At 70.2% G+C, this 23,776-nt stretch carries 21 protein-coding genes and 1 tRNA gene; 10 read left to right on the forward strand and 12 right to left on the reverse strand.

Going from position 1 to position 23,776, the window contains the following annotated elements:
* Positions 1-168 precede the first annotated feature (168 nt).
* Positions 169-588 carry an FmdB family zinc ribbon protein gene (locus Ate02nite_RS35195; protein ID WP_203812226.1) on the reverse strand — a complete coding sequence of 140 codons (420 nt, stop codon included), beginning with the start codon at positions 586-588 and terminating at the stop codon, positions 169-171.
* 68 nt (positions 589-656) lie between these two features.
* Positions 657-1,361 (reverse strand): 5-formyltetrahydrofolate cyclo-ligase, encoded by a 705-nt coding sequence (locus Ate02nite_RS35200; protein ID WP_203812227.1) that lies wholly within the window; start codon positions 1,359-1,361, stop codon positions 657-659.
* An 81-nt stretch (positions 1,362-1,442) separates the two neighbouring features.
* Here Ate02nite_RS35200 and Ate02nite_RS35205 point away from each other — a divergent pair, with 81 nt between their 5' ends.
* The 6 genes from Ate02nite_RS35205 (at position 1,443) to Ate02nite_RS35230 (ending at position 7,291) form a co-directional block, all read left to right on the forward strand.
* Positions 1,443-3,344, forward strand: a complete 1,902-nt coding sequence (locus Ate02nite_RS35205; protein ID WP_239147948.1) for a GGDEF domain-containing protein — start codon at positions 1,443-1,445, stop codon at positions 3,342-3,344.
* Between the two features lie 50 nt (positions 3,345-3,394).
* Positions 3,395-4,327 (forward strand): UTP--glucose-1-phosphate uridylyltransferase, encoded by a 933-nt coding sequence (locus Ate02nite_RS35210; protein WP_203812229.1) that lies wholly within the window; start codon positions 3,395-3,397, stop codon positions 4,325-4,327.
* Entirely contained in the window at positions 4,324-5,634 is a 1,311-nt protein-coding gene (locus Ate02nite_RS35215) for a molybdopterin molybdotransferase MoeA (protein ID WP_203812230.1), read from the forward strand. Before Ate02nite_RS35210 ends, Ate02nite_RS35215 begins: the two co-directional genes overlap by 4 nt.
* Positions 5,635-6,252 carry a GNAT family N-acetyltransferase gene (locus Ate02nite_RS35220; RefSeq protein WP_203812231.1) on the forward strand — a complete coding sequence of 206 codons (618 nt, stop codon included), beginning with the start codon at positions 5,635-5,637 and terminating at the stop codon, positions 6,250-6,252.
* Between the two features lie 144 nt (positions 6,253-6,396).
* On the forward strand, positions 6,397-7,134 hold the full coding sequence (gene sepX, locus Ate02nite_RS35225) for a divisome protein SepX/GlpR (protein WP_203812289.1): 738 nt from the start codon (positions 6,397-6,399) through the stop codon (positions 7,132-7,134).
* An 83-nt stretch (positions 7,135-7,217) separates the two neighbouring features.
* Positions 7,218-7,291, forward strand: a tRNA-Ala gene (locus Ate02nite_RS35230).
* 183 nt (positions 7,292-7,474) lie between these two features.
* Here the strand turns inward: Ate02nite_RS35230 and Ate02nite_RS35235 are convergent.
* From Ate02nite_RS35235 to Ate02nite_RS35250, 4 genes are read right to left on the reverse strand one after another with little or no spacing between them, the layout of a single operon-like run.
* Positions 7,475-8,269 (reverse strand): ABC transporter permease, encoded by a 795-nt coding sequence (locus tag Ate02nite_RS35235; RefSeq protein WP_203812232.1) that lies wholly within the window; start codon positions 8,267-8,269, stop codon positions 7,475-7,477.
* Positions 8,266-9,189 (reverse strand): ATP-binding cassette domain-containing protein, encoded by a 924-nt coding sequence (locus tag Ate02nite_RS35240; RefSeq protein ID WP_203812233.1) that lies wholly within the window; start codon positions 9,187-9,189, stop codon positions 8,266-8,268. Before Ate02nite_RS35240 ends, Ate02nite_RS35235 begins: the two co-directional genes overlap by 4 nt.
* Positions 9,190-9,205: 16 nt before the next feature.
* Positions 9,206-10,045, reverse strand: a complete 840-nt coding sequence (locus Ate02nite_RS35245; protein WP_203812234.1) for a DUF4097 family beta strand repeat-containing protein — start codon at positions 10,043-10,045, stop codon at positions 9,206-9,208.
* Between the two features lie 50 nt (positions 10,046-10,095).
* Positions 10,096-10,602, reverse strand: a complete 507-nt coding sequence (locus Ate02nite_RS35250; RefSeq protein WP_203812235.1) for a type II toxin-antitoxin system HicB family antitoxin — start codon at positions 10,600-10,602, stop codon at positions 10,096-10,098.
* Between the two features lie 124 nt (positions 10,603-10,726).
* On the opposite strand from Ate02nite_RS35250, the gene Ate02nite_RS35255 reads away from it, so the two are divergent.
* Positions 10,727-11,509 (forward strand): SDR family oxidoreductase, encoded by a 783-nt coding sequence (locus tag Ate02nite_RS35255; protein ID WP_203812236.1) that lies wholly within the window; start codon positions 10,727-10,729, stop codon positions 11,507-11,509.
* A 60-nt stretch (positions 11,510-11,569) separates the two neighbouring features.
* On the opposite strand, the gene Ate02nite_RS35260 is transcribed toward Ate02nite_RS35255, so the two are convergent.
* Positions 11,570-12,478 carry a dioxygenase family protein gene (locus Ate02nite_RS35260; RefSeq protein WP_203812237.1) on the reverse strand — a complete coding sequence of 303 codons (909 nt, stop codon included), beginning with the start codon at positions 12,476-12,478 and terminating at the stop codon, positions 11,570-11,572.
* A gap of 187 nt (positions 12,479-12,665) precedes the next feature.
* Between Ate02nite_RS35260 and Ate02nite_RS35265 the strand changes: the two genes are divergently transcribed.
* Positions 12,666-14,222 (forward strand): pectate lyase family protein, encoded by a 1,557-nt coding sequence (locus tag Ate02nite_RS35265; RefSeq protein ID WP_203812238.1) that lies wholly within the window; start codon positions 12,666-12,668, stop codon positions 14,220-14,222.
* Positions 14,223-14,265: 43 nt separating this feature from the next.
* Here Ate02nite_RS35265 and Ate02nite_RS35270 read toward each other — a convergent pair whose 3' ends face one another.
* Positions 14,266-14,844: a hypothetical protein gene (locus tag Ate02nite_RS35270; RefSeq protein ID WP_203812239.1), complete on the reverse strand. Its 579-nt coding sequence runs from the start codon at positions 14,842-14,844 to the stop codon at positions 14,266-14,268.
* 226 nt (positions 14,845-15,070) lie between these two features.
* Between Ate02nite_RS35270 and Ate02nite_RS35275 the strand changes: the two genes are divergently transcribed.
* A complete protein-coding gene (locus Ate02nite_RS35275) occupies positions 15,071-16,315 on the forward strand; it encodes a GAF domain-containing sensor histidine kinase (protein WP_203812240.1) in 1,245 nt (414 codons plus the stop codon).
* 58 nt (positions 16,316-16,373) lie between these two features.
* On the opposite strand, the gene Ate02nite_RS35280 is transcribed toward Ate02nite_RS35275, so the two are convergent.
* From Ate02nite_RS35280 to Ate02nite_RS35290, 3 genes are all read right to left on the reverse strand, one after another.
* Complete coding sequence (locus tag Ate02nite_RS35280; protein WP_203812241.1) at positions 16,374-18,653, reverse strand: bifunctional polysaccharide deacetylase/glycosyltransferase family 2 protein; 2,280 nt, start codon at positions 18,651-18,653, stop codon at positions 16,374-16,376.
* Positions 18,650-19,486 (reverse strand): hypothetical protein, encoded by an 837-nt coding sequence (locus tag Ate02nite_RS35285; protein ID WP_203812242.1) that lies wholly within the window; start codon positions 19,484-19,486, stop codon positions 18,650-18,652. Before Ate02nite_RS35285 ends, Ate02nite_RS35280 begins: the two co-directional genes overlap by 4 nt.
* Before the next feature lie 451 nt (positions 19,487-19,937).
* The gene (locus tag Ate02nite_RS35290) at positions 19,938-21,512 is read right to left on the reverse strand and encodes a dolichyl-phosphate-mannose--protein mannosyltransferase (protein WP_203812243.1); all 1,575 of its coding nucleotides are present in this window, start codon (positions 21,510-21,512) and stop codon (positions 19,938-19,940) included.
* A 61-nt stretch (positions 21,513-21,573) separates the two neighbouring features.
* Between Ate02nite_RS35290 and rsmI the strand changes: the two genes are divergently transcribed.
* The gene (gene rsmI / locus Ate02nite_RS35295; protein WP_203812244.1) at positions 21,574-22,425 is read left to right on the forward strand and encodes a 16S rRNA (cytidine(1402)-2'-O)-methyltransferase; all 852 of its coding nucleotides are present in this window, start codon (positions 21,574-21,576) and stop codon (positions 22,423-22,425) included.
* A 4-nt stretch (positions 22,426-22,429) separates the two neighbouring features.
* Here the strand turns inward: rsmI and Ate02nite_RS35300 are convergent, their stop codons facing one another.
* On the reverse strand, positions 22,430-23,761 hold the full coding sequence (locus Ate02nite_RS35300) for a hypothetical protein (RefSeq protein ID WP_203812245.1): 1,332 nt from the start codon (positions 23,759-23,761) through the stop codon (positions 22,430-22,432).
* Between the last annotated feature and the right edge of the window lie 15 nt (positions 23,762-23,776).

Genomic DNA, 23,776 nt, shown 5'->3' on the forward strand with positions numbered 1-23,776 from the left:
ACGCCAGCTGGGCACGCGAACTAGCGCGCTGGGTACGCCAGCTGGGCACGCGAACTAGCGCGCCGGGTCCGTCAGCTGGGCAGGCGACAAGCGCGATGGGCCCGCCCCCGCTGGGCGCGCGAACAAGCGCGCCAGGCCTCCAGGCCTGGCGCGCTTGTGGTTCGGAGATCAGGAGGCGGACGTGGCCTTCGCGCTGCCCGAGGAGCCGGACGACGACGAACCGGACGACGAGGACGCGGACGAGCCGGATGCCGACGAGCCGGAGGAAGATGAGCCGGACGACGACGATGAACCGGACGACGACGATGACCCGGACGACGAGGAATCGGACGAGGTCGACGACGTGGACGCGTCGGACTTCTTGCCGGCGTCGCTGCCGTTCGTGCCGGGCTTTTCGGCGCTCACGCCGCCGGCGCGGGAGTCGTTACGGTAGAAACCCGAGCCCTTGAAGACGATGCCCACCGAGTTGAAGACCTTGCGCAGCTTGCCGGTGCAGTTCGGGCACTCGGTCAGGGCCGGGTCGGAGAACGACTGGACCGCCTCGAGCTGGTGACCGCACTCGGTGCAGGCGTACTGATAAGTGGGCACGGCTCCTCCGGAAACTGTCGGCTGCTGGCACTCGCCAACTCCGAGTGCCAATGTTGCGCCATCGGAGGTCATTTCGTCCACTCGGTGGCCCGGCTGAGCCCTACGACACCATGCGGCGTGATGACGGCGTCCACGGGGCGGTCGTGCGGTTCGGCCGGCACCTCGTCGACCAACTCGCCGTCGTGCAGCAGCGCAATTACCAGTGTCCGGCCGGCGGGAATTCGGGCCAGGGCGCGGTCGTAGGAGCCGCCGCCCCGCCCCAGGCGCATGCCCCGGCGGTCCACCGCCAGGCCGGGCACCAGGATCAGGCCGGCCGTGGTTATCGCGTCCGGGCCCAGGCGGGGGCCGGTCGGTTCGCGCAGGCCGCGCGGGCCGGGTGCGAGCGACGACGGGCCAGTGTAGGCGACCCAGTCCAGGTCATTGTCGGGCAGCAGGACCGGGAGCAGGACACGGGCGTAGGCGGCCAGAACGGCGGGCAGGTCGGCCCCGCCGGGCTCCGTGCCGACCGGGACGTACGCGGCAATCGTCGGCAGACGGCCGGGCGGTGCGACCTGCGGGTCGGCGGGGGAGGAAGGCCGAACAGGGGTCGGGTCCTCACGCTGGGTGACGGGCGAGTGCTCACGCCGTACGAAAGCGAGAATTTGACCTTGAAGTTGGGTGTTTGCCGTCTGGCGGTCGGAAGGGGTCAGGTGGCGCCGGGCGGTAATCAAGCGATTGCGTAGCGCGATCTTGGCTGCTGGAGATCCTTCTACGCCACCGGTTAAATCGGGCATGCAACACCCCCTTTCGAAAAGCGGCAAACGGTGCACACTATGTCAGCATCGCTCCAAAGAGGGCCATTCTCGGGAGGATGCGTGACGTTACGTGGCCGGCTCACCACCGCGTTCCTGGTGGTCGTGTTCGGTCCGGTCCTGCTCGGGTCCATCTTTGTCGCCCTGACCGTCGCTACGGTCAGTCAGGACCGCACGTCGGAACGGCTCGATCATGCCGTGACCACGGTCCGCACCGGCATCGGGGCGATCTGCCGGCAGCTCCAGGCCGCCGCCGACGCGGTTGCCGTGGTGCCCGCCGCCGACCGCGAGGCCGTCGCCCGCCAGCTGGTCATCCGTGGTCTGGCCAGTGACATTCAGATCGGTCCGGCGGCCGGCGCGGACTGCGCGGCACCCGCCGGACAGCCGGCCACCGCGATCGTCGCCACCGCCACCGCCGGCTCGGTCACGATCACCGCGACCCAGGCCGTCGACGGCGACTTTCTGGCCCGGCTCGCCGCCACCAGCGGCGCCGGCATTGCCTTCGGCGTCCGGCACGCGCCGGAAAGCCGCACGCTCAGCGCGGGGCCGGGCCAACCGCTGCCGCTCACGCTGACCGTGCCCAAGAGCAACCCCACGTTCCTGTACGCCGTCCTGCTCGCCGTCGTTCTCGCGGCCGGCGCGGCGGCGGTGGTGGTGGCGCGCTGGCTGGCCACCTCCACCACCCGCCCGCTGGGTGATCTCGCCCACGCCGCCGACCAGGTGGCCGGCGGTGATCTGGACACCCGGGTGCCGATCGTGCGGCCGGACGAGCTGGGCCGGCTCGCCGCCACCTTCAACCGGATGACCCGCGAGCTGAAGGCGTACGTGCAGGCGCTCACCGCCAGCCGCGACCAGCTGCGCGGACACCTGGCGATCCTCGGCGAGACGCTGTCCAGCACCCACGACGTCGACCGGATCCTGCAGGTGATCCTGCGGACCGCGCTCGCCGCCACTGGCGCCCGGGCCGGCCTGGTGCTGCTGCTCGACCCGGTCCGTGGGCAGCTCGTGCCGCGCTGCGCGGTCGGGCTCACCGGCAGCTGGGACGTGCCCGAGGACGACCTGCCCAACCTGCGGCTGCCGGTCGGGCCGGGGGTTCTCGGCGGGGTGGCCGCGGCCGGCGAGGCCCGCCGCGGGCCGGGTGAGGTGGGGTCGATCGAGCCGCCCTGCCGCACCTACGTGGCGGTGCCGATCCGGGCGCCGCTGGTCGAGGACCCGTTCACCCAGACCGAGCCGGAGCCGGCCACGCTCGGCGTGCTCGCCCTCTACGACCGGGTCGGTGGTGACCACTTCGACGACGCCGACCTGCGTACCCTGCGCACCTTCGCCGGGCAGGCCGGGATTGCCGTGCACAACGTCCGGGTACACGAGGAGGCCCAGCGGTTGTCCCTCACCGACCCGCTCACCGGCCTGTGGAATTACCGTTACCTGCAGGAGTCGTTGCGCCGGGAGGTGGAACGGGCCAGCCGCTTCGGCCGGATGCTCGCCGTACTCGTGCTGGACCTTGATCATTTCAAGGAGGTCAACGACACGTACGGGCACGCGGCCGGGGACGTGGTGCTCGGCGAGTTCGCCCGGCGCATCCGCATCGGGCTGCGGGAGGTGGACGTGGCATTCCGCCAGGGCGGGGAGGAGTTCGTGGTGCTGTTGCCGGAGACCGACGCGTACGGCGGGGCGATCGTGGCCGAGCGTCTGGGCGCGGCGGTGCGGGAGCGACCGGTGCTGGTCGAGACCCGCGGCCCCATCTCGATCACGGTCTCCATCGGGGTCGCCGTCTTCCCCGAGCACGGCGCCGACGCGCGGCGGGTGCTGGACGCCGCCGATGACGCTCTGTATGCGGCCAAGAACGCTGGGCGGGACACCTATCGGCTCGCCACACTGGCCACCGGCGTACCCGAAGTTATTTTTGATCCCACCACTACCACGACCGGTGGGCCGCAGCCTCCGCGCCAGGCGCGCGGCCGATAGTCTCGCGGAATATCCCGGGCACGATCTGAGCGAAGGGTGCGGTGACCTCGATGACCACGAACGCGCATGCGACCGGCCGCCGGGCGGTCAAGGCGGTCATTCCCGCGGCCGGTCTGGCCACCAGGTTCCTACCGGCCACCAAGGCCGTGCCGAAGGAACTGCTGCCGGTCGTCGACCGGCCGGTCCTGCAGTACATCGTGGAGGAGGCGGCCGCGGCCGGCATCACCGACGTGCTGCTCGTCACCGGCCGTGGCAAGACGTCCATGGTGGACCACTTCGACCGCCGCCCCGACATCGAGCAGCGGCTCGAGGAGAAGGGCGACCTCAAGCGGCTCGCCGCGGTGCGCCGCACCAGCGAGCTCGCCGATATCTACACCTGCCGCCAGGGTGAGCCGCTGGGCCTCGGCCACGCGGTCGGCACCGCGGCCTCGCACGTCGGCGACAACGCGTTCGCGGTGCTGCTCGGCGACGAGTTCGTCGAACAGGACAAGCCGCTGCTGCCGGCCATGCTCGACCTGCAGGCGCGTACCGGGGGCATTGTTCTTGCTTTTATGGAAGTGAAGCCGGAGGAGACGTCGCGCTACGGCATCGCCTCGGTGGCGCCGTCCGACCTCGGCGAGGACATCGTGCAGGTGACCGGCCTGGTCGAGAAGCCCTCCCCGGAGGAAGCGCCGAGCAACCTGGCCGTCCTCGGCCGCTACATCCTGCCGGCGTCGATCTTCGAGGCGATCGACAACACCAAGCCCGGCAACGGCGGCGAGATCCAGCTCACCGACGCGATGTTCCAGCTCCTGCAGGACGGGGTGCCGGTGCACGGCATCATCTACCGCGGCCACCGGTACGACACCGGCATGCCACTGGGCTACCTGCAAGCCGTGGTTCAGCTGGCCAGCGAGCGGGCGGACATCGGTGAGGAGTTCCGGACCTGGCTGGCCGCCTTCGTCGCCGGAGGTTCTTCGGTCGCCGGCGGTAAGAAGGGATGACGGCGACGGCCGATGCCGAGGCGGCCGCCAACGAGCTGATGCCTCTCGCCGAATACCTGGGCAGCGTGCTGCGCAGGTTGCGGGCGCTGCCTCCGCTCGACCTCGACCTCACCCAGGCGCACGGCAACACGCTGGCCGCCGACGTGCTCGCCCCACATCCGTACCCGGCCTTCGACCAGGCCGCCATCGACGGGTACGCGGCACGCTGGGAAGACCTCGCGTCGGCGGGCCGGGTCGGCTCGCACCCGTCCTTCGGCAAGCACGAGGGCGGGCCGCGGCCGGTCCGGCTCAACGTGGTCGGCGATCTCGGCGCGGCCAGCTGGCGCCCGGTCCGGGTCACCCCGGGCACCTGCTTCTCGGTGGCGGCCGGGTCGCCGCTGCCGATCGGCGCCGACGTGGTCGTGCCGGTGCACTGGACCGACCAGGGCATGGCCGCCGTGGAGATCCTGCACGCCCCCAAGCGCGGTTCCGGGGTCCGGCGCACCGGCGAGGAGCTGGCCGCCGGCCAGGTGCTGGCCGGCCCCGGCACCTACGTCACCCCGGCCATGGTGGCCACCTTCGCCGCGTCCGGCATCGGGCACGTGCTGGTCCGGCCCAGCCCGCGGGTGGTCGTGGTGGCCACCGGCGACGAACTGGTCGACGTGGGCCGGCCCAGCCAGCCCGGCCAGGTCGTCGACGCCAACTCGCACGCGCTAACCGCCGCCGCGGTCGAGGCCGGCGCCCTCGCCTACCGGATCGGCATCTGCGATGACGACCCGGAAGGCCTGCGCGGCCTGCTCGAGGACCAGACGCTGCGGGCCGATCTGATCATCACCACCGGGGGTACGGGTACCGGCCCCGGCGACATGCTGCGCCGCGTGCTGTCCCGTCGCGACCCCGGCCGTGGCGTCGTCGAGTTCACCGACGTCGCCCTCTGCCCCGGCGCCACCCTCGGCTTCGGCACCGTCGGCGGCGAGGAGGTGCCGGTCGTCTGCCTGCCCGGCGAACCCGGCGCCGCCCTGATCGGCTTCGAGGTGCTGGCCCGCCCGGTCATCCAGCTGCTGGCCGGCGCCGAGCCGGTGTTCCGGCACAGCGTCAAGGCGCACCTGCTGGAGACCGTCTCCTCGCCCGGCGGCCTGCGCGAGTTCCGTCCCGCACACGTGGCCGAGCGGCGCGGCGGGGGTCACACCGTGCAGCCACTCGCCGGTGGGCCTTACACTCTCTCCGGCCTGGCCGAGGCGAACGGACTGCTCGTTCTCGGCGAGCGGGTCACCACGGCGGCGGCCGGCTCGACCGTGGACGTGTTGTTGCTCGACCGGAGGCGATGAATGCTGGGGTCCGTGCCCGGATGGCCCGCCGTCCTGGCGGATGGTGCCGTCCTGCTGCGACCCTACAAACGGAGCGACGCCCGCGCCTGGTCGTCGGTGCGGATCGCCAACCAGAAGTGGCTCGCCCCCTGGGAATCAGCCCCGCCCGGGCCGTGGGCCGAGATGAACTCGACCCGCGCGTACGGCTACGTCTACCAGGACATGAAACGGGCGGCCCGGCGCGGCGACAGCATGCCGTTCGCCGTCTGCTTCCAGGACGAACTGGTAGGGCACCTCAACCTGGGCAACATCGTGCGGCGGGCGTTCAGCTCGGCGTACGCCGGTTACTGGGTCGACTCCCGGGTCGCCGGCCGGGGCGTCATCCCGACCGCGCTCGCGCTCGCCGTCGACCACGCCTTCGGGGCCGGTGGCCTGCACCGCATCGAGGTGAACATCCGCCCGGAAAATGTGCCGTCCCGGCGCGTGGTGGAGAAGCTCGGCTTCCGCGAAGAGGCGTACCACCAGCGCTACATGCACATCGACGGCGGCTGGCGCGATCATCTTGGATACGCCCTGACCAGCGAGGAAGTGTCGGCCGAAGGCGGCCTGCTGGCCCGCTGGCGACGCGTACGCGCCTGACTCGCCGATCTTCACAGCGTGACGCGCCCGGCGCGGCGCGCGCATTTCCGCAGCTCGCGCCCGTAGCCTCGGTTAATTGGGTCTTGCGGTCCGCCGCTGGGGAAGTGTAAAGCGGGCCGCCCGAAGCTGACGGGAGGGGTGAGGGTGCCGACCTCGGTGCTCCTCGCCGTCCTCGCCGCGGCCGGCTTGCTCGCTCTCGCACCGGCACTCGTCCGCCGGTACGACGCCACCGAGCGCCTGGCCGCGGAGCGGGCGTCGTCGACGGCGCGGGTGCTGCAGCGCCGCCGCCGTCGCCGCACCGTGCCCGGACGCCGACCGATAAACCCCAGCCGGGCGGTAACGGTTACGGTCCTGCCCGCACCGGCCTCCACCGAAAAACCCCAGCGCCGCCTGCGCCTGGTCACCGGCAAGCGCCCCGCGCGCCGCCCACCACCACGCCGGCACACCCCCGCCGTGGTCCGCCGGCGCCGCGTTTTCGCGGCGCTTCTCCTTCTCAACGTGATCGAGCTGGTCGGCGTCATCGCCGTCGGCCCCGGTTTCTGGATCGGGTTCGCGGTCACCGGCTCGCTGCTCGGCCTGTACCTGGTGCACTTGCGCAACCGGGCGATCACCGACCGCCGGCGGCGACGCCTGGAGGCGCGGGAGGCCGCCTGGCTGGCCGCCCGGCAGGCGGAGGTCCGTCGGGAGCAGGCCAGGCGGGCCGCCGCACGCCGCGAGGCACAACGACGCCTGGCGGCCCAGAAGGAAGCGGTACGGCGAGCAGCGATGGGCCTGGACCGCGACCCGTCGGACCTGCCCGCCACCGGCTCGGTCTCCTACCGCCGAGTGGGCGGCCTGCGGGGCCGGGCGTACGAGGCGGGCGGCCGACACCACACGGCGTGAGTCGGGTGGGTCGGTTCGCGGCCGGGCCCGCCGACCTGTTAACCTTGCTGCGGTTCGCCGGACGATGTCCGACGGCTGTAGTTGGGGCTGTGGCGCAGTCTGGTAGCGCACCTCGTTCGCATCGAGGGGGTCTGGGGTTCAAATCCCCACAGCTCCACAAACTTTGACGCTCCCTGTCCGCAAAATGCGCGGACAGGGAGCGTTTGTCATTTCTGCTCCGGGGGCCGAGCCCCCGGAAGCCCCGCGATCTGGTGGTCGCGCTTGGTGGGGTGGTCGCGCTTGGTGGGGTGGTCGCGCTTGGTGGGGTGGTCGCGCTTGGTGGGGTGGTCGCGCTTGGCGTTCAGGACTCTCGGTTGAAGAGGCGCTTGGCCCAGAGGTAGCCGGTCAGGGCGATTGCTGCGCACCAGGTCAGGGCTATCCAGGCGCTGTTGTTGATGGGGGTGCCCATCAGTAGGCCTCGGACCGTCTCGATTATCGGGGTGAAGGGCTGGTACTCGGCGAACCAGCGGATTGCGGTCGGCATGGAGTCGGTGGGGACGAAGCCGCTGCCCAGGAACGGGAGCAGGATCAAGGGGAGCGGGGCGTTGCTGGCTCCCTCTACCGTCTTGCTGGCCAGGCCCAGGGCTACGCACAGCCAGACGAAGGCGAAGGCCACTGCTACCAGGAAGCCGGCCGTGGCCAGCCACTCCAGCGGGTTGGCCGTGGGGCGGAAGCCGACCAGCAGGGCCACGCCGGTCACCACCGTTACGGCGAAGATTGCCTGAAGCACGCTGCCCAGTACGTGGCCGGTCAGCACCGAGACTCGGGCTATGTGCATGGTTCGGAAGCGGGCGATGATGCCCTCGGTCATGTCCATTGCCACCGAGATCGCGGTGCCCTGGACGGTGGACATCACCGTCATCAGGATGATCGCTGGGGCCACATAATTCGCGTACGCGGCTCGGCCTCCGCCGCCTGGTAGGCCGGCGCCCAGGGTGCCGCCCAGGATGTAGACGAACAGCAGCAGGAAGACGACCGGCATCGCGATCAGCGTGATGGTCATCGACGGGTAGCGGAGCATGCGCTTGAGGTTGCGGCGCAGCATCGTGGCCGAGTCGTGGATCGGGTGGAGGCGTGGGAGCGCTTGGGTGCTCATCGGGTGGCCACCTTCTGATCGGTGAGGGCTAGGAAGACGTCGTCGAGGTCGGGGGTGTGCACGGACAGCTCGTCGACCACGATGGCCTGGGCGTCCAGCCGGTCGATCAGGGTCTTCAGGGCGTGCAGGCTGCCGTCGCTGGGCACCCGCAGAGCTAGCGCGTCAGTGTCGCGGGAGGCGTCGCCCAGCACGCTCAAGGCCGCGTCCAGGCGTTCGGGGTCGGCGAAGCGCAGGCGGACGTGGCCGCCGGGGATACGGCGCTTCAGCTCCTCGGCGGTTCCCTCGGCGATCACCCGGCCCTGGCCGAGGACCGCGATCCGGTCGGCGAGTTCGTCGGCCTCGTCCAGGTACTGGGTGGTGAGGAGGATGGTTACGCCGTCGGCCACCAGGTCGCGGACGATCTGCCACATGTCGCGGCGGCCGCGCGGGTCGAGGCCGGTGGTCGGCTCGTCGAGGAAGATCACCTGAGGGCTGCCGACCAGGGTCATCGCCAGGTCGAGCCGGCGCTGCATGCCGCCGGAGTAGGTGGACGCCGGCTTCTTCGCCGCGTCGGTCAGGTCGAACTGCTCCAGCAGCCGGCCGGTGCGCTTCCGGCCCTCGGCCTTGCTGAGCTGGTGCAGGTCGGCCATCAACCGCAGGTTCTCCGCGCCGGTGAGGAGTTTGTCGACCGCGGAGAACTGGCCGGTGACGCCGATCGCGGCGCGCACCGCGTCCGGTTCGCGGGCGACGTCGTGCCCGGCGACCCGCACGTCGCCGGCGTCGGCACTGAGCAATGTGGACAGAATTTTTACGGTGGTGGTCTTTCCGGCGCCGTTCGCGCCGAGCAGCGCGAAGACCGTGCCGCCGGGCACATTCAGATCAAGACCATCGAGTACGACCTGATCGCCGAAGGACTTCCGTAGGCCGGTAACAGTGATCATGGGGGGTCTCCCTGGGTCAGGAACGGTGGATGGCGATGTCGCCGTAGCCGGTGCGGCCGCGGACCTCGACGGTGCTGGCGGTCTCGTCGGGCCGGGTGGTGTTTTCCAACTGGTTGAGCACGTTGCCGAAGCCGGTGTTCAGTTCGAGCCAGGCGGCGGTGCCCGCGGCGATGCCGACGTCCAGGCCGCCGGCCGCGGTGGCGAGCGTGATCGCGCCGCGGATCACCTCGCCGAGGCGGATGTTGCCGTTGGACGTCTTCGCGTCGACGCCGGCGCCGGCCCGGTCGACCTCGATGTTGCCGTTGGAGTTGCGGACCCGGACGTCGCCGGTGGCGGCGTCGATGAGGGTGTCGCCGTTGGCGTTCTTGACCGCCACGGTGCCGGTGACCTCGCCGACCTGGATCTTGCCGGAGCCGGTGGAGATGTCGGCGTCGCCGGTGACGGCGTCGATGGTGACGTGCCCGTACCCGGTGTGCAGGCGCAGCGGGCCGGTTCGTTCGAGCAGGATGTTGCCGGTGGTCTTGATCTTGCTGTCACCGAGTCGGCCGGTGGTGCGTACCTCGCCCATCTGCAGGTGGGCGTCCAGCCGGGAACCGGCCGGCAGTTCGATGGTCACCTCGACCGCCCGGGTCTTCTTGGAGAAGTCGAAGAGGCGTTTCGGGCCGGTGACCTGCAGCGTGCCGTTGCTGTAGTCGACCCGGGTCTCGCGGGCCGCCTGGACGTCGGACTCGTCGGATTCGTGGCTGGGACGGACCTCGACGACGGTGTCGGTGCGGTCGCTCGCGGCGATTCGCACGTTGCCGACGGCGTAGTCGAGCGTCACGGAGATCGGTTCGGGCGTCTCGAATTTAGGCATGGTGGTCCCCACTTCACGGGTCGGGTTGGCGTTTAAGCAGGTGGGAGGGGTTAGTGCACCCAGCCGCTGAAGCTCTGCGAGGTGCGCTTGGTGGTCTCGCGCGGCTCGGGCCGCGCGGCGGGGTCGGCCTGCTGCAGGCCGGCGGTGGCCGCCCGGACCAGCCAGGCGTTGACCGAGCGGCCCTGCCGGGCCGCGGCGTCCTCGATCGCGGTCTTGAGCTGTTCGGGCATGCGGACGTTGATGCGGGCGGCCGGGCCGTCGTCCGGGAAGGTGTCGGCCGGGGCCGGCTCGGCCGGGCGGTCGATCGGCTCGGTGGTCGGCACGGTCACCACGAATTCCGGGTCGCGGCCGCGCAGGCGCACCTCGACCGAGCCGGGGACCAGGTCCTGGGTGATCTCGTCGGCGGCGGCCGACAGCGCGTCCAGCAGGGTCATCCGGATCGCCGACTCGAGCGGGCCGGTCAGGCGCTCGACCAGCGCACGCGACTCCTCGCCGCCGGCTTCGGCCAGCGTGGCGAACTCGCGGCCGAGGTTGTTCACATACGAGGTCAAGTCCATGGCACTACTATGGCACCGCGATGGCACACACGCAAGCCAATCTGGCACCTCTTTGGCACCATGTCGTTCGACTCTGCTGTGACCAGGGGATATGCCGGGACCATCGAGGTGATGGAGGTGCACCATGACACGAACATCGGTGGTCACCGGATCGGCTTCCGGCATTGGCAAGGCCACCAAAGAGCTGTTGGAGAGCCGCGGCGAGCGGGTCATCGGAGTTGATCTGCACGACGCCGACATCGAGGTCGATCTGACCACCGCCGCGGGGCGGGTCGCCCTCGTCGAGGAGGTCCGGCGGCTCAGCGGCGGGGTCGTCGACGCGGTCTACGCGGTCGCCGGCCTGGCGCTGCCGGTGCCGGCCACGGTCGCGGTCAACTACTTCGGGGCGGTCGCGACGCTCGCCGGCCTGCGTCCGTTCCTGCTGGCCTCGGCCGCGCCGCGGGCCGTCGTCGTGTCGTCGATGGCGGCACTGCACCCGGTCGACGACGAGCTTGTCGCGTTGCTGACGGCGGGGGACGAGGCGGCGGCGATCGAGCGCGCCGAGGTGCTGGCCAAGGAACCAGAGACGGTCGGGTCGTTGATCTACAGCTCCAGCAAGCGGGCGCTCTCCCGCTGGGTGCGACGGGAGGCGCCGGCGGCCGACTGGGCGGGTGCGTCCATTCCGCTCAACGCGGTGGGTCCGGGGATCATCGTCACGCCGATGACGGCCGAGATGATCTCGACCGAGGAGAAGACGGCGGCGCTGCTCGAGTTGGTGCCGATGCCGCTCAACGGGGTCGCCCAGCCGGGGTCGGTGGCCGGCCTGCTGGCCTGGCTCGGCAGCGCCGAGAACACGCATCTGTGCGGCCAGGTGATCTACGTCGACGGCGGCAGCGACGCCGTCATCCGGGGTGACTCCGTCTGGTGAAGGGCGTGCGGGGGCCGGGCGGGGCCGCATCGATCGCGGTCCGGCCCCCGCATCTTCCCGTCAGGAGGCGGAGGGTGAGGGGCTTTCGGAGGGGCTCTCGGAAGGGCTTTCCGAGGTGGACGGGCTGGGTGACGGGCTGCCGGACGGCGGCGGGCCGCTCGGCGGGGGACCGCCGGGGCCGCCGGGACCGCCCGGACCACCCATGCCGCCGTCGGGGGCGCCCACCGCGGTGTCGGAGAGATCCATGCCGATCGAGAAGCAGGCCGACCAGCCGCGGCCCTGGCGCTGCGGGGACAGCAGCATCTGGTCGCCGACCGTGTTGAAGATGCCGTCGGTGGCGTTTGTGGTGTCCGGGGTGCCCTTGGCGGCGTACGGTTCGGTGGCCAGGAACGCCGCGTTGAATTCCTCGGAGAAGAACAACTGCGAGGTGAACTCGTACGGGTTCCCGTCGGTCCCGGTGGTTCGGACCTTGAGGTGGATGTGCACCGTACGGCCCTGGTACCAACCCGGAAGAACGGTGATGAAGCGGGCCACGCCTCGGCTGTTGGTGAGCTGGTAGCCGCGCAGGAAGGTCTTGCCCACCGAGTTGTTGGCGGCCTCGTCGGAGTAGACGCCCGCGGCGTCGCAGTGCCAGATGTCCACCTGAGCGCCGGCCAGCGGGGCGCAGACGCCCTCGGTGATCTGCAGGATGCTCAGGTCGAGCGTGAGTTTGGTGCCGGCTGAGACCGAGCCGTCCGAGGTGTCGATGCGGATGTCGGACCGGTTCAGGCCCTCGTCCACGAAGTAGGGGCCCTCGGTCATCTCGGGCTTGGCGACACAGTCGATCGTCGTGGTCGCGGGGCGGCCGGCGGCCTGGGCAGTGGTGGCGCCCGCGGCCACGGCTAAGCCGGCCCCGGTGGCCAGGCCCAGGGTGACCAAAGCCTGACGGCGGCTGAGCAGCCGGCCGACGGGTTCGTCGTCGTCGTGCATCAGATCTCCTCTGTGGATGTGCAGGGAATCCGGCCGACGGTATGTATCGATACTTTGAAATGTCTAAATGGAAGCTGTCCATGAGCTGTGGGCGGCTGTGACCGGGGTCACTTTCCCGGGCGGCAACTTTCCGGGGCGGCAACGACCACCCCCATGCAGAGCCGTCCCCCTTGGAAGGAATCCCCCGTTGCGCAGGAAAATCGTATTCGCGGCCGGCATCACGACCGTCGTGGTCGGGCTCGGCAGCCTGGCCTCCGTGTCGTTCGCCGACGCCGACTCAGCCACCGACGCCGGCTTCTCCGACAACTTCGAGGACGGCGACACCGCCGGCTGGAGCAAGTCGGGCGGCACCTGGTCGGTGGTCAGTGACGGGTCGAAGGTGCTGAAGCAGACCAAGACCGGCGCGACCCTGGCCCGGCAGTTCGCCGGACTGACCGACTGGGCCGACTACACGGTGCAGGCGCGGGTCGAGCCGCTGTCGGTCGCCGCCGACGGGTACGCCGCGATCGTGGCCCGGTCGACCAGCGCGACAAGCTTCTACCGGCTGGCCGTGACCGGCACCAACAAGGTGCGGCTGGAATCGGTGAAGTCGGGCACCGCCACGGTGCTGAGCGAGGCGGCACTCACGGTGACCGCCGGCACGACGTACACCCTGGGTCTCTCGGTGAATGGCAGCACGCTGAGCGGGTCGGTCAACGGGGCCTCGGTGGTCACGGCGTCGGCCACCGCTTTCGCCAAGGGGCGGATCGGGCTTCAGACGTACGGTGCAAGTGCGCAGTTTGATGATGTGAGCGTGACCGTCGGCAGTACCTCGACCCCGACGTCATCCCCCACCACAAGCCCGACCGCAAGCCCCAGCGGGAGCTTCGAGAGCAGCCCGATCGGGTTCGGGGCCGGCACCACCGGTGGCGCCGGCGGCACGACCGTGCAGATCACCTCGCTGGCGCAGCTGGTTGCGGAAGCCGCCTCGGACGGGCCGAAGGTTCTGCAGCTCTCCACGGTCATTCAGGGCGGCGGCGATGACCAGGTCGTCGTCTCGTCGGACAAGACGATCGTGGGTGTCACGGCCAACGCGGGCCTGACCGGCGGTGGTTTCTTCATCAAGAAGGCCAGCAACGTCATCATCCGCAATCTGAAGATCTCGTTCGCGCAGGCGCCCACCGACCTGATCGCGGCCCAGGTGTCCGACCACATCTGGATCGATCACAACGAGCTGTTCAACGACACCAGCCACGACAAGGACTTCTACGACGGCATGGTGGACCTGACGCACGCCACCGACTTCGTCACGGTCTCCTGGAACTACCTGCACGACCACTTCAAGGGCTCGCTGGTCGGGCACAGCGACAGCAACGCCGCCGAGGACACCGGGCACCTGCGGGTCACCTACAGCCACAACTGGTTCGACAACGTCGCGTCCCGGCTGCCGCGGCTGCGGTTCGGCACCGCGCACCTCTACAACAACCTGTTCACCAACGCCGCCACCAGCGGCATCCACTGCCTGATGTCGGCGCAGTGCCTGGTGCAGAACAACGTGTTCGTCAACGTGAAGCTGCCGGTCTGGACCACCGAGGACTCCGACGAGGACGGCTTCGCGGTGATCAGCGGCAACGACTTCGGTGGCGAGGCGCCGGTCATCACCCAGACCGGGACGTTCGCCACGCCGCCGTACGCGTTCCCGCTCGGCGCCACAGCCGACGTCTCCGCCCTGGTCAAGGCGGGCGTCGGCACCGGCAAGATCTGAGCATGAAAAAGGGGGCGCAATCCGCGCCCCCTTTTTCAACGGATTAGAGGCCCAGCAGGCCCAGCAGCGCCAGGATCTGGTTCAGCAGCGCCACGATGTCGGTCAGCGCACCGGCGCCGTCCAGCAGGCCGGCCACCGCGCACAGCAGGTTGCCGAGCAGGTTGCCCGGGCCGGAGTTGGCGGTGATGTCGAGGACCACGGTGTTCAGGTGGACATGCAGGCCCAGCAGGTCCAGGTCCAGCGGGCCGAGCACCAGGTGCAGGATGTTGCACGCGGCCAGGGTGCTCACGTCGCCGTTGCTGCCGGTGGGCAGCTGGAGCGGCAGGGTGACCGGGGTGTCGGTCTCACCGGCGGTGGTGCCGTCGGCGTTGGTCAGGACGCTGTGCAGAACGCCGGTGGCGACGATCGTGTCGTCCTGAACGGCGAACTCGCTCGGGGTGAACGAGCCGGTCACCGTGCCGACCGCGCCGGTCGCGTCGGTGAACGTGCCGTCCACCGTGGACACCAGGGTGCCGGCCGGGTCGTCGACGGCGGCGTTCGCCGGGGCGGCCGCGACGGCGGTCATGGTGACGGCAAGCGTACCGGCCATCAGTAGCTTGCTGATCATGCTTCCCACGCGCATGTGGATCTCCCTGTTCGGAATGGCGGTTCCTGTCGCCCCCATCCCTGCCCGGCTGACCGCATCGAAAACGACCGATGTATAGGCCGCATTTTCGGAGTATGAAATATCCGTATTGGTCGGATTGTTTAGGTTGCGTCGGCCCAGGTCAGGGCGCCGTGCTTACTCAGTAAGACCCGATTCGCTACTTTTGGGTGGTATCTCTTGAGCGAAGCCTCGGAGGTGTCCCATGCAAGCTCACACGCCCGACAACGAAATCGACCGTCTCTCCGCTCTCTACGCGCTCGACATCCTGGACAGCGCCCCGGAGCAGGACTTCGACGACATCGTGCAGCTCGCCTCGAACGTGTGCGGGACACCGATGTCCCTGGTCACGCTCGTCGACACGGACCGGCAATGGTTCAAGGCGCGGGTCGGCACCGATCTCACCGAGACGTCCCGCGACCTCTCGTTCTGCGCCCACGCGATCCTCGGCCGGGACCTGCTGGTGGTGCCGGACGCGACCAAGGACGCCCGGTTCGCCGACAACCCGTCGGTCGACATGGACGGCGGCATCCGCTTCTACGCCGGGGCGCCACTGGTCACCACTGACGGATTCGCGCTCGGCACGCTGTGCGTGATCGACAACTCGCCGCGCAGCCTCGACATCGAGCAGCTGCAGGCGCTGCGGGCGCTGGCCCGGCAGGTCACCTCACAGATGGAGCTGCGCCGGCACGCGATCGCGCTGGCCAACACCACGGCCCGGCTGCAGGAGCTGGAACGGCGCAAGGACGACCTGGCCTGGCTGGTCGGCGGGGACCTGCGGGCACCGCTGCGGCTGATCTCCGGCTATCTGGAGAAGCTGGGCACCACCGGACGCCACGACGCCGAGATGGCCGAGCTGGTCGGCCGGGCCACCGCCGGGCACATCCGGGGCTTTCTCGACCTGCTGCACCATCTGAACAGCATGGCCGACGCCGGCTTCGGCAGCGAGAGTCTGCACATGCGCGAGTGTGACCTGACCCGGGTCACCCAGCGGGCGGTCGAGGCGGTGCGGCCGATCGCGGCGACCAAACACATCTGGATCCTCAACCAGGCCGGCGGCCCGGCACTGCCGATCATCGCCGATCCGGTGCGCCTCGAGCAGGTGCTCACCCATCTGCTGTTCGCCGCGGTGAAGTACACCCATCCCGGCGGCCGGGTCCGGGTCGGCACCGAGATCGAGTCGGGCCCGACCGTCCGCCTCGACGACATGGACATGCCCGACGGACTGCGACCCGAACTGTTCCCGCACCTGTACTACGGCACGATCGCCAACCCGTCGGACGCCGCCGGGCCGGACCGTGGCCTCGCGGTGGCGAAGAAGATCCTGGACGCGCATCACGCCACGGTGGCGCTCTCCGACCGGCCCGGCGACGGCACCTCGTTGCACGTGGTCTTCCCGTTCGCGCAGTCGCAGGTGCACGACCAGTTCAGCGAACTGGTGGCGGCCTGACGACGTCACCGGCCCGCACCCGCCCGGCTGCAGTTCGGTCGGGTGCGGACCGGCGCGCTCACCCGGTGTAGACCGGGCCGGAGCCGCCACCCGGGGGCGAGCCGGCTGACGGAAGTTCCACGTCATCCAGTGCTGTCGACTGGACGGGAATGGCGGGCAGGTCGAGCATCTCCGAGCGCTGCGCCAGGCCGGCCCGGTGCAGCTTGTGCCAGCGGAGCCGGCCACCGGTCATCGCGGTGGTGAACGACTGCATCAGCACCAGGTACATCAGCTGGCGGTAGGCGAACTGCTGCAGCGGCAGCCGCCACAGCGGTTTCATCGACTCCCGGTCGAAGCGGAACGCGACCGCCGCGGTGAACAGCTGGAGCGTCAGCATCCCGCACCAGGCCACCAGGGTCTCCTGGAGCTCCCAGAAGACCAGGCCGTAAAGCAGCATGATGTCGACGACCGGGGCGAGCATCGGCAGCGCCACCCCGAACAGCGCCAGGAACGGCAGCCCGACCCGGCCGAAGCGCCCGGACGGACCGGAGTCGCGCAGCGCCCGGCGGTGCTTCCACATCGCCTGCATGGTGCCGTAGCTCCAGCGGTAGCGCTGCCGGTACAACTGCTCCAACGTGGTCGGTGCCTCGGTCCAGGCCTTGGCCCGCTCCTCGTAGACGACCCGCCAGCCGGCCCGGCAGAGCGCCATGGTGACGTCGGTGTCCTCGGCCAGGGTCTCGTCGCTGACCCCGCCGACCTGGGCGAGCGCTTCCCGGCGGAAGGCACCGATCGCGCCCGGCACGGTCGGCATGCAGTTGAGCACCTCGTAGAGGCGACGGTCCAGGTTGAAGCCGATCACGTACTCGATGTGCTGCCAGGCGGCGACCATCTTCTCCCGGTTGCCGACCTTGACGTTGCCGGCGACCGCGCCCACGGTCGGGTCGGCGAACGCCTGCACCAGCATCCGGATCGAGTCCTTCTCGAAGATCGTGTCGCCGTCGACGGTGACGATCAGGTCGTGCCGGGCCAGCGCGATGCCGGTGTTCAGCGCGTTCGACTTGCCGCCGTTGGGCACCCGCACCACGCGGACGTTGGGCAGCCCCATCCGCTCCACGATGGACGCCGTGCCGTCGGTCGACCCGTCGTCGACCACGACCACCTCGATCACCGGATAGTCGCCGCCGGCCAGCGAACGCACCGCGGCCTCGATGCCCTCCTTCTCGTTGTAGGCGGGCACGATCACCGACACCGGGTCGGTCACCGGTGGACCCCAGCTCCAGCCGGGCTTGCGGCGCTGCCGGGCGTGCCGGCTGGCGAGCACCAGGAGCAGGAGGGTACGTCCGATGGTGAGCAATCCGACCACCAGGAACAGCCCGGCGATGAACCAGACCAGCCCGTCCGCCGTCCGTACCGTCCAGATCACCGCGGCGCCGCGCCAAACGTCCGTGCGGGCCGCGGACGGGTTTTCCGGCAGCGCCGGAACCGCCTTCTTGCTCTCCGCGATGCTCTGGTTCAGGCCCTCGGTCACCGTGGTGAAGCGGTAGCCGCGCTCCTTCATCTGCGGGATGAACTTGCGCAGCGCGGCCAGCGTCTGCGAGCGGTCGCCGCCGGCGTCATGGAACAGGATGACCGCCGACGAGTCGCCGGCCGGGGTCGCGTTGCGCACGATCTGGCGTACGCCCGGCAGCTGCCAGTCCTCGCTGTCCAGGTCGTTGACGACGACCAGATAACCCTGCTTGCCGGCCTCCTTGACCAGCTTCCAGTTCGCCTCGTCGATCGCGTTGGCCTTCGACGAGTACGGGAAGCGGGCCAGGTTGGTGCGCACCCCGGTGGCGCGGGCGATCACGACCTGGGTCTGGGACAGCTCGAGCGTGCGCCGCCAGGGCGCCACCCGTTGGAGGTTGGGGTGGGTGAAGGTGTGCAGGCCCAGCTCGTTGCCCTCGTTGGTGATCCTCTTGGTGAGCTCGGGATGCCGGGACACCTCGGAGCCGACCACGAAGAACGTGCCGTGCGCGTCGTTCTCCTTCAGCACCTCGAGGATCTTCGGGGTCCAGGTCGGGTCGGGCCCGTCGTCGAAGGTGAGCGCGATGGTGCGTTCCGGCATCCGGCTGCTGCTCTCCTGGCCGCCGGTGGTGTTGATGATCGGCCCGCCTCCGCGGATCGCCAGCGGCACGCCGTCCTGGTCGCCGACCTCTTCCTCGATGTGGTCGCTCTTGAACTCGGCGTTGATGTAGGCCTGCACGACCAGGACACCGACGAAGAGAACGAGCAGCAGCGAGGCGAGGATGACGCGGGGTTTCGGCAGCAGACGGCGACGAACCGGGCCACGGGCCCGGCCGCGGGAGCGGGCCGGGCTCACGCCGAGGCCTCGGGCGCGGGGCTGGTGCTGGGTTCCGGGGTGCCGGACCTGGTCTCGACCGGGGCGGCGGCCTCGATCTGGATGAGCTCGGCCGCCTTGGTCTGGATGGGCTCAGCCGCCTTGGTCCGGACGGGCTCGGCTGCCGTGGTCTCCACCGACGCGGTCGGCTCCACCGGCTCGGCCACCGTCGTCTCGGAAGGTTCGGTGGGTTCGGCCGGCGGCGCGGGCGGAGCGGCCGAGCCGCCGCCCTGGCCGCCGGTGCCGGTCGTCGGCGGGACCGGCGGCAGCGGCTCCACCGGCGTCGGGGTGCTGGGGTCGGTGGTGACCGGCCCGGAAGACGGAACCGTGGTCGACTCGGTGGGCTTGGTGGTGGTCACCGTCGGCTTCGGCGTGGCCGTCTTCTTCGTCGCGGTCGGCTTGGCGGGCTTCGTCGTGATCCTGGTGGATTCGAGACGGGGTCCGGTGGTGCGGGGCGGACTGGTGCGGCGCGGCAGCGCGTCCGTGACGAACAGGGCGGTCGCCGTGTGGCTGGGAGTCGGCGCCGGGGTGGGACTCGGGGTCACCGCCTTGGTGTCGTCGGCGGCCTCGGGTTCGAGGCCGGGTAGCGGCAGCACGGCGCTGGACCGGACCGGCCCACCGGCCAGGCTCACGCTGATCAGGCCGCCGTAGAGCATGACCAGCACGCCAAAGGCGTACGCGAGGCGCCGCAGCAGCCGGCTGCGGCGTCCGGTGCTGTCCACGAACACCGGCGCCGGCGCCGCCACGGAGATCACCTCGGTGTCGGGAATGTCGGCCACGGCGAATTGCGGGTTTTCTGGCTCCTGCGAAGTCACGCGGCGAGCTTAGGAACATCCACGGCGATCTTGTGGATAGTCACCCGGCTGAGTGACGGATGATCGCCACCATTAAATCAACCGAAATGATGAGTGTCGCCGTTTGACCAGATGGGGCCCCATGTGTGCCACCGCTGAATTGATCGCCCTGAGCAGCAAGGTAATGGCGCTCTCGAGGAGGTTACGCCAATTATCCGAACGTTTTCCTGTCGTATCAGCGACAACTCAGCCGACAATTTCGCGAAAGTAATTCGCGGGGCGATAGATCCGTTTGATTGGTAATAATACCTTATGTCCGATGTGGCGATCTGCCTTGATCGAAATTTGAAGTTCAGCAGGCCACCCGTTGTGTCCGACATCGGAGGTCGTTAAGCTTCATCTTGCGCGCCCCTATCGCCCGCTTCCCCCGTGGCAGGCGATCGGGGCGCGCCCTATTTTTCGGTGTCTGTGCCTAGATCCAGCGCCCGCCCAGCCACATCCGAGACGACCAGCTGTCGTACGTCATCAGCTGCGCCACGAAGATCGGATGGAAGTAGGCAAAACACAGTGCGACCAGGATGACGTAGGCGCCTGCCACCACCGTCCCGATCAACTGCCGGTCCGATCTGCCCTTGCCCGACACGATCCCGTCGGGTGGCGTCATGATCGCCCCGAGGACGTAGACGACGGCCAGGATGAGGAACGGCAGCGCCGGCAGCAGGTAGAACGAGAACATCGTGCGGCCGTCCTTGACCGCGTAGTAGAACCACGGCAGCATCCCGGCCACCACCGGCACCAGGATCGCCCAGGCCCGCCAGTCGCGGCGCGCGATGCCGAACCAGACCAGCGCGAACAGGGCCGGCAGGAACGACCACCACAGCACCGGCGTGCCCAGCAGCAGGATCTCCCGGGCGCAGCTGGGCGCCCCGCAGTTGCCGCTGTTGTTCCAGTAGAACGCGACCGGCCGGCCCAGCAGCAGCCACTGCCACGGCCAGGACTGGTAGACGTGCCGCTCGGTGAGGCCGCTGTGGAACTTGTAGGCCTCCTGGTGGTAGTGGACCAGGTTGAGCAGGGCACCCAGGATCGGCGGCTCGCTCAGGCCGTTCGCGTCGCGGTAGTGCCGGAAGTAGCCGGTGTTGGTGACGAACCAGCCGGTCCAGGTGGCCAGGTAGAAGATGATGCTCAGCGCGAAGCTGAGGATCAGCCAGCCCAGGTCGCCGAAGACGCCGGCCAGGAACGGCCCGCGGATGCCGGCCGACTTGCGGGCCTGCACCCGCCACGCCCACGCCAGGACGGCGAAGAACGGCGCGAAGAACAGCGCACTCCATTTCACGCCGCAGGCCAGGCCGAACAGGGCACCGGAGGCGAGCAGCCACCACGGCACGATCCGGGGGACCGAGGGGGTGGTGCTCGGGTCGTAGCCGTTCTCCAGCGCGCGTAGCAGCCGGCGCCGGTAATGATCACGGTCGAGGACCATGGCGGCGAACGAGAGCAGCACGAACAGACCCAGGAAGATGTCCAGCAGCGACGTGCGTGACAGCACCAGCTGGAAGCCGTCCAGCGCCATCAGCAGGCCGGCCGTGCCGGCCAGCAGCACCGAGTGGAACATCCGGTAGGCGATCCGGATCAGGACCAGGATCATCAGGGTGCCGGCCACGGCGGCGGTGAAGCGCCAGCCGAGCTCGTTGTTGCCGAAGATCTTCTCGCCGATGGCGATCAGCCACTTGCCCAGCGGCGGGTGAACGACGTACGCCGGGCCGTTGGTCTTCTCGTCCCACTCGACGCCGTGCTGGAGCATGTCCCAGGCGTCGGTCGGGTAGTAGACCTCGTCGAAGATGTAGCCCTTCGGGCTGCTCAGGCCCTGGAAACGCAGGATCCCGGCGATCACCACCACCAGGGCGGTCACCAGCCACGAGTGCGGGTTCAGCCAGTTTTCCAGGGTCGCGAGGCGGCGGCGGACGACGTCGGGAACGCCGCGCACACCGGTGGGCTCCACGGCCGCGGGCGGCTCCGGAGTGAGGTCTGTCTCAGCTGTCGCCGTCGTCACTCCGCGATCCTAGGACGTACGGCTGAGAAGCGAAGTCCTGGCATGTGATGGACTTTTCGGCGTGGCAGTCAACGAGAAGGGCCGGGTCGTCCTCGTGGGCGCCCCGCTGGGCAACATCGGCGACGCGTCGTCAAGGCTGCGTGAGGTGCTGTCGACCGCGGACGTGATCGCGGCCGAGGACACCCGCCGGCTGGCCCGGCTGGCGCGTGATCTGGGCGTGACGGTCGCCGGGCGGGTGGTGTCCTACTTCGAAGGCAACGACGAACGGCGTACCCCCGAATTGGTGGCGGCCCTGGCCGGCGGCGCGGTCGTCGCGGTGGTCACCGACGGTGGCATGCCGAGCGTCTCCGACCCCGGTTATCGGCTGGTGCGCGCGGCGCTGGACGCCGGCTTCCCGGTCACCGCGGCGCCCGGACCGAGTGCGGTGACCACCGCCCTGGCGCTCTCCGGTCTGCCCAGCGACCGCTTCGTCTTCGAGGGCTTCCTGCCGCGGACCGGCTCGCACCGCCGGTCCCGCCTGCGCGAACTCGCCGCCGAACCACGCACCCTGGTCCTCTTCGAGGCCCCGCACCGGATCGCGAGCGCGCTGGCCGATCTGGTGACGACGTTCGGCGCCGAGCGCGAGGCCGCCGTCTGCCGGGAGCTGACCAAGACCTACGAGGAGATCCGCCGGGGCTCGCTCGCCGAGCTGGCCGCCTGGGCGGCCGAGGGCGACCCGCGCGGCGAGATCACCGTGGTGGTGGCCGGCGCGCCGGCCGGTCCGAAGGAACGTCCTTCGGACGAAGAGCTGCGCGAGGCGGTGGCGGGCCGGGAAACCGGTGGCGCGTCCCGCCGGGACGCGATTCAGGCCGTCGCCGACGAGTACGGCCTGAAGAAGCGCGACGTCTACGGCCTGGTGCACCAGGCCCACTGAGCGATCAGTACGCGCCGATCAGGAAACCGAGCAGCAGCAGTACCGGCCCGGCCAGGCTGGCCAGCAAGGCTCCTCGTCGGGCTCGTCCGGTCTCCAGCCGGCGAGCGTGCGTCACCCCGGCGATCGCGTACCCGCACAGCAGCACCAGCCCGAACCCGAGCAGCCAGCGCAACTGCAGCAGCGGGCTGGTGTCGCCCAGGTAGGCGCGCGGGCTGTCCGGGCTGACCATCCGGGCCGGGTTGACCGTGCCCGGCACCCGCTGACCGGGGCCGACCCCGAGCAACGTCACCTTGCTGATCGTGAAAGCGCCGTCGGCCGACGCGAACCGGCCGGTGCAGTGCTGGGTGACGCCGGAGCTGGTGCAATGCGTGGTGGTCGCGTACCCGCGGTCGCCGTGTCCCATGGCCAGCCAGAACGGTTCGGCACTGACCCAGCCGAAGAACGCGGCCAGCAGGCCGAGCGCGATCAGCGAGGCGAGCGCGGCCACCGGTGGCTGACGGCGGGACGACGGCCGGCCACCGCGGCGGCCCGCGGCGTGCGCCGGCTTGTCGGCCGGCAGCGGCTCGGTGAGTTGCTTCTCGTGGTCGGCCTGCCAGAACGGCGAGTTCTCGAGTCGTTCGAGGCGGGCGTCGACCTCCGGCACCCCGGTCGCCAGGGGGAGCGGCGGGAGCGGCTCGGCGGGCCGGTCCACGCCGCCGCGGCGGCTCTGCCGGCCGAGCCCGGGGATCGGGCCCCGCTCGGCCGGGGCGCTGGGCTCGAGCGGGACGGTCGGGCGGTTCCGGGCGCTCGGCTCGGGCAGCACCATCACGTCCGGCTCGGCGTCCGGGTCGGGCAGCACGCCGAGTTCGGCCTTCATCTCGGCGACGACCTCGGGCGCGGTTTGCGGCTCCGGCTTCTCCGGGACCTCTTCCGGAGCGGTCTCGGCTTCTTTGACGTCCGCGGCCACGGTCGCGGCCGTGTGCTTCGCGGTGTGCCCGGACGGCGGCCGGAGCGGGTCGTAGCGGTGCGCGTCGGCCTCGTCGTGGTGGCGTTCCACCACCGGCGGCTCGGCGAGCTGTACGGCGACGTCACGGGCGCCGGCGGCGTGCCCCTCGGCGGCCTCGCCGGCCCGTTCGACCGGGGCCGGCGGCAGCAGGGTGCCGGTGCCGCCCTGAAGTGCGCCCTCGGCGGCCTGGTGTTGTGCGGTCCGGCGGCGGGGGTTTCGCTGGCCGGTGGGCGGGTCGGTGGCGGTGCGTTCCGTCGCTCCACGCCACCAGGAGGTGCCGGGGTCGGAGAACGACCACGGGTTTCCCTCGTTGGAGGGCTTTTCCCCAGGCTGCGGCGTTTCTCCAATCACGGTCCCATTGGACTA

This window comes from Paractinoplanes tereljensis (assembly GCF_016862435.1).
GTDB classification, from domain to species: domain Bacteria; phylum Actinomycetota; class Actinomycetes; order Mycobacteriales; family Micromonosporaceae; genus Actinoplanes; species Actinoplanes tereljensis.

Coding starts and splice junctions, on each gene's coding strand:
- Ate02nite_RS35245 (WP_203812234.1), bottom strand. CDS start 10,045: ATGCCTAAATTCGAGACGCCCGAACCGATCTCCGTGACGCTCGACTAC.
- Ate02nite_RS35275 (WP_203812240.1), top strand. CDS start 15,071: ATGCAAGCTCACACGCCCGACAACGAAATCGACCGTCTCTCCGCTCTC.
- Ate02nite_RS35270 (WP_203812239.1), bottom strand. CDS start 14,844: ATGCGCGTGGGAAGCATGATCAGCAAGCTACTGATGGCCGGTACGCTT.
- Ate02nite_RS35250 (WP_203812235.1), bottom strand. CDS start 10,602: ATGGACTTGACCTCGTATGTGAACAACCTCGGCCGCGAGTTCGCCACG.
- Ate02nite_RS35240 (WP_203812233.1), bottom strand. CDS start 9,189: ATGATCACTGTTACCGGCCTACGGAAGTCCTTCGGCGATCAGGTCGTA.
- Ate02nite_RS35260 (WP_203812237.1), bottom strand. CDS start 12,478: ATGCACGACGACGACGAACCCGTCGGCCGGCTGCTCAGCCGCCGTCAG.
- Ate02nite_RS35220 (WP_203812231.1), top strand. CDS start 5,635: ATGCTGGGGTCCGTGCCCGGATGGCCCGCCGTCCTGGCGGATGGTGCC.
- Ate02nite_RS35255 (WP_203812236.1), top strand. CDS start 10,727: ATGACACGAACATCGGTGGTCACCGGATCGGCTTCCGGCATTGGCAAG.
- Ate02nite_RS35210 (WP_203812229.1), top strand. CDS start 3,395: ATGACCACGAACGCGCATGCGACCGGCCGCCGGGCGGTCAAGGCGGTC.
- Ate02nite_RS35200 (WP_203812227.1), bottom strand. CDS start 1,361: ATGCCCGATTTAACCGGTGGCGTAGAAGGATCTCCAGCAGCCAAGATC.
- Ate02nite_RS35235 (WP_203812232.1), bottom strand. CDS start 8,269: ATGAGCACCCAAGCGCTCCCACGCCTCCACCCGATCCACGACTCGGCC.
- Ate02nite_RS35215 (WP_203812230.1), top strand. CDS start 4,324: ATGACGGCGACGGCCGATGCCGAGGCGGCCGCCAACGAGCTGATGCCT.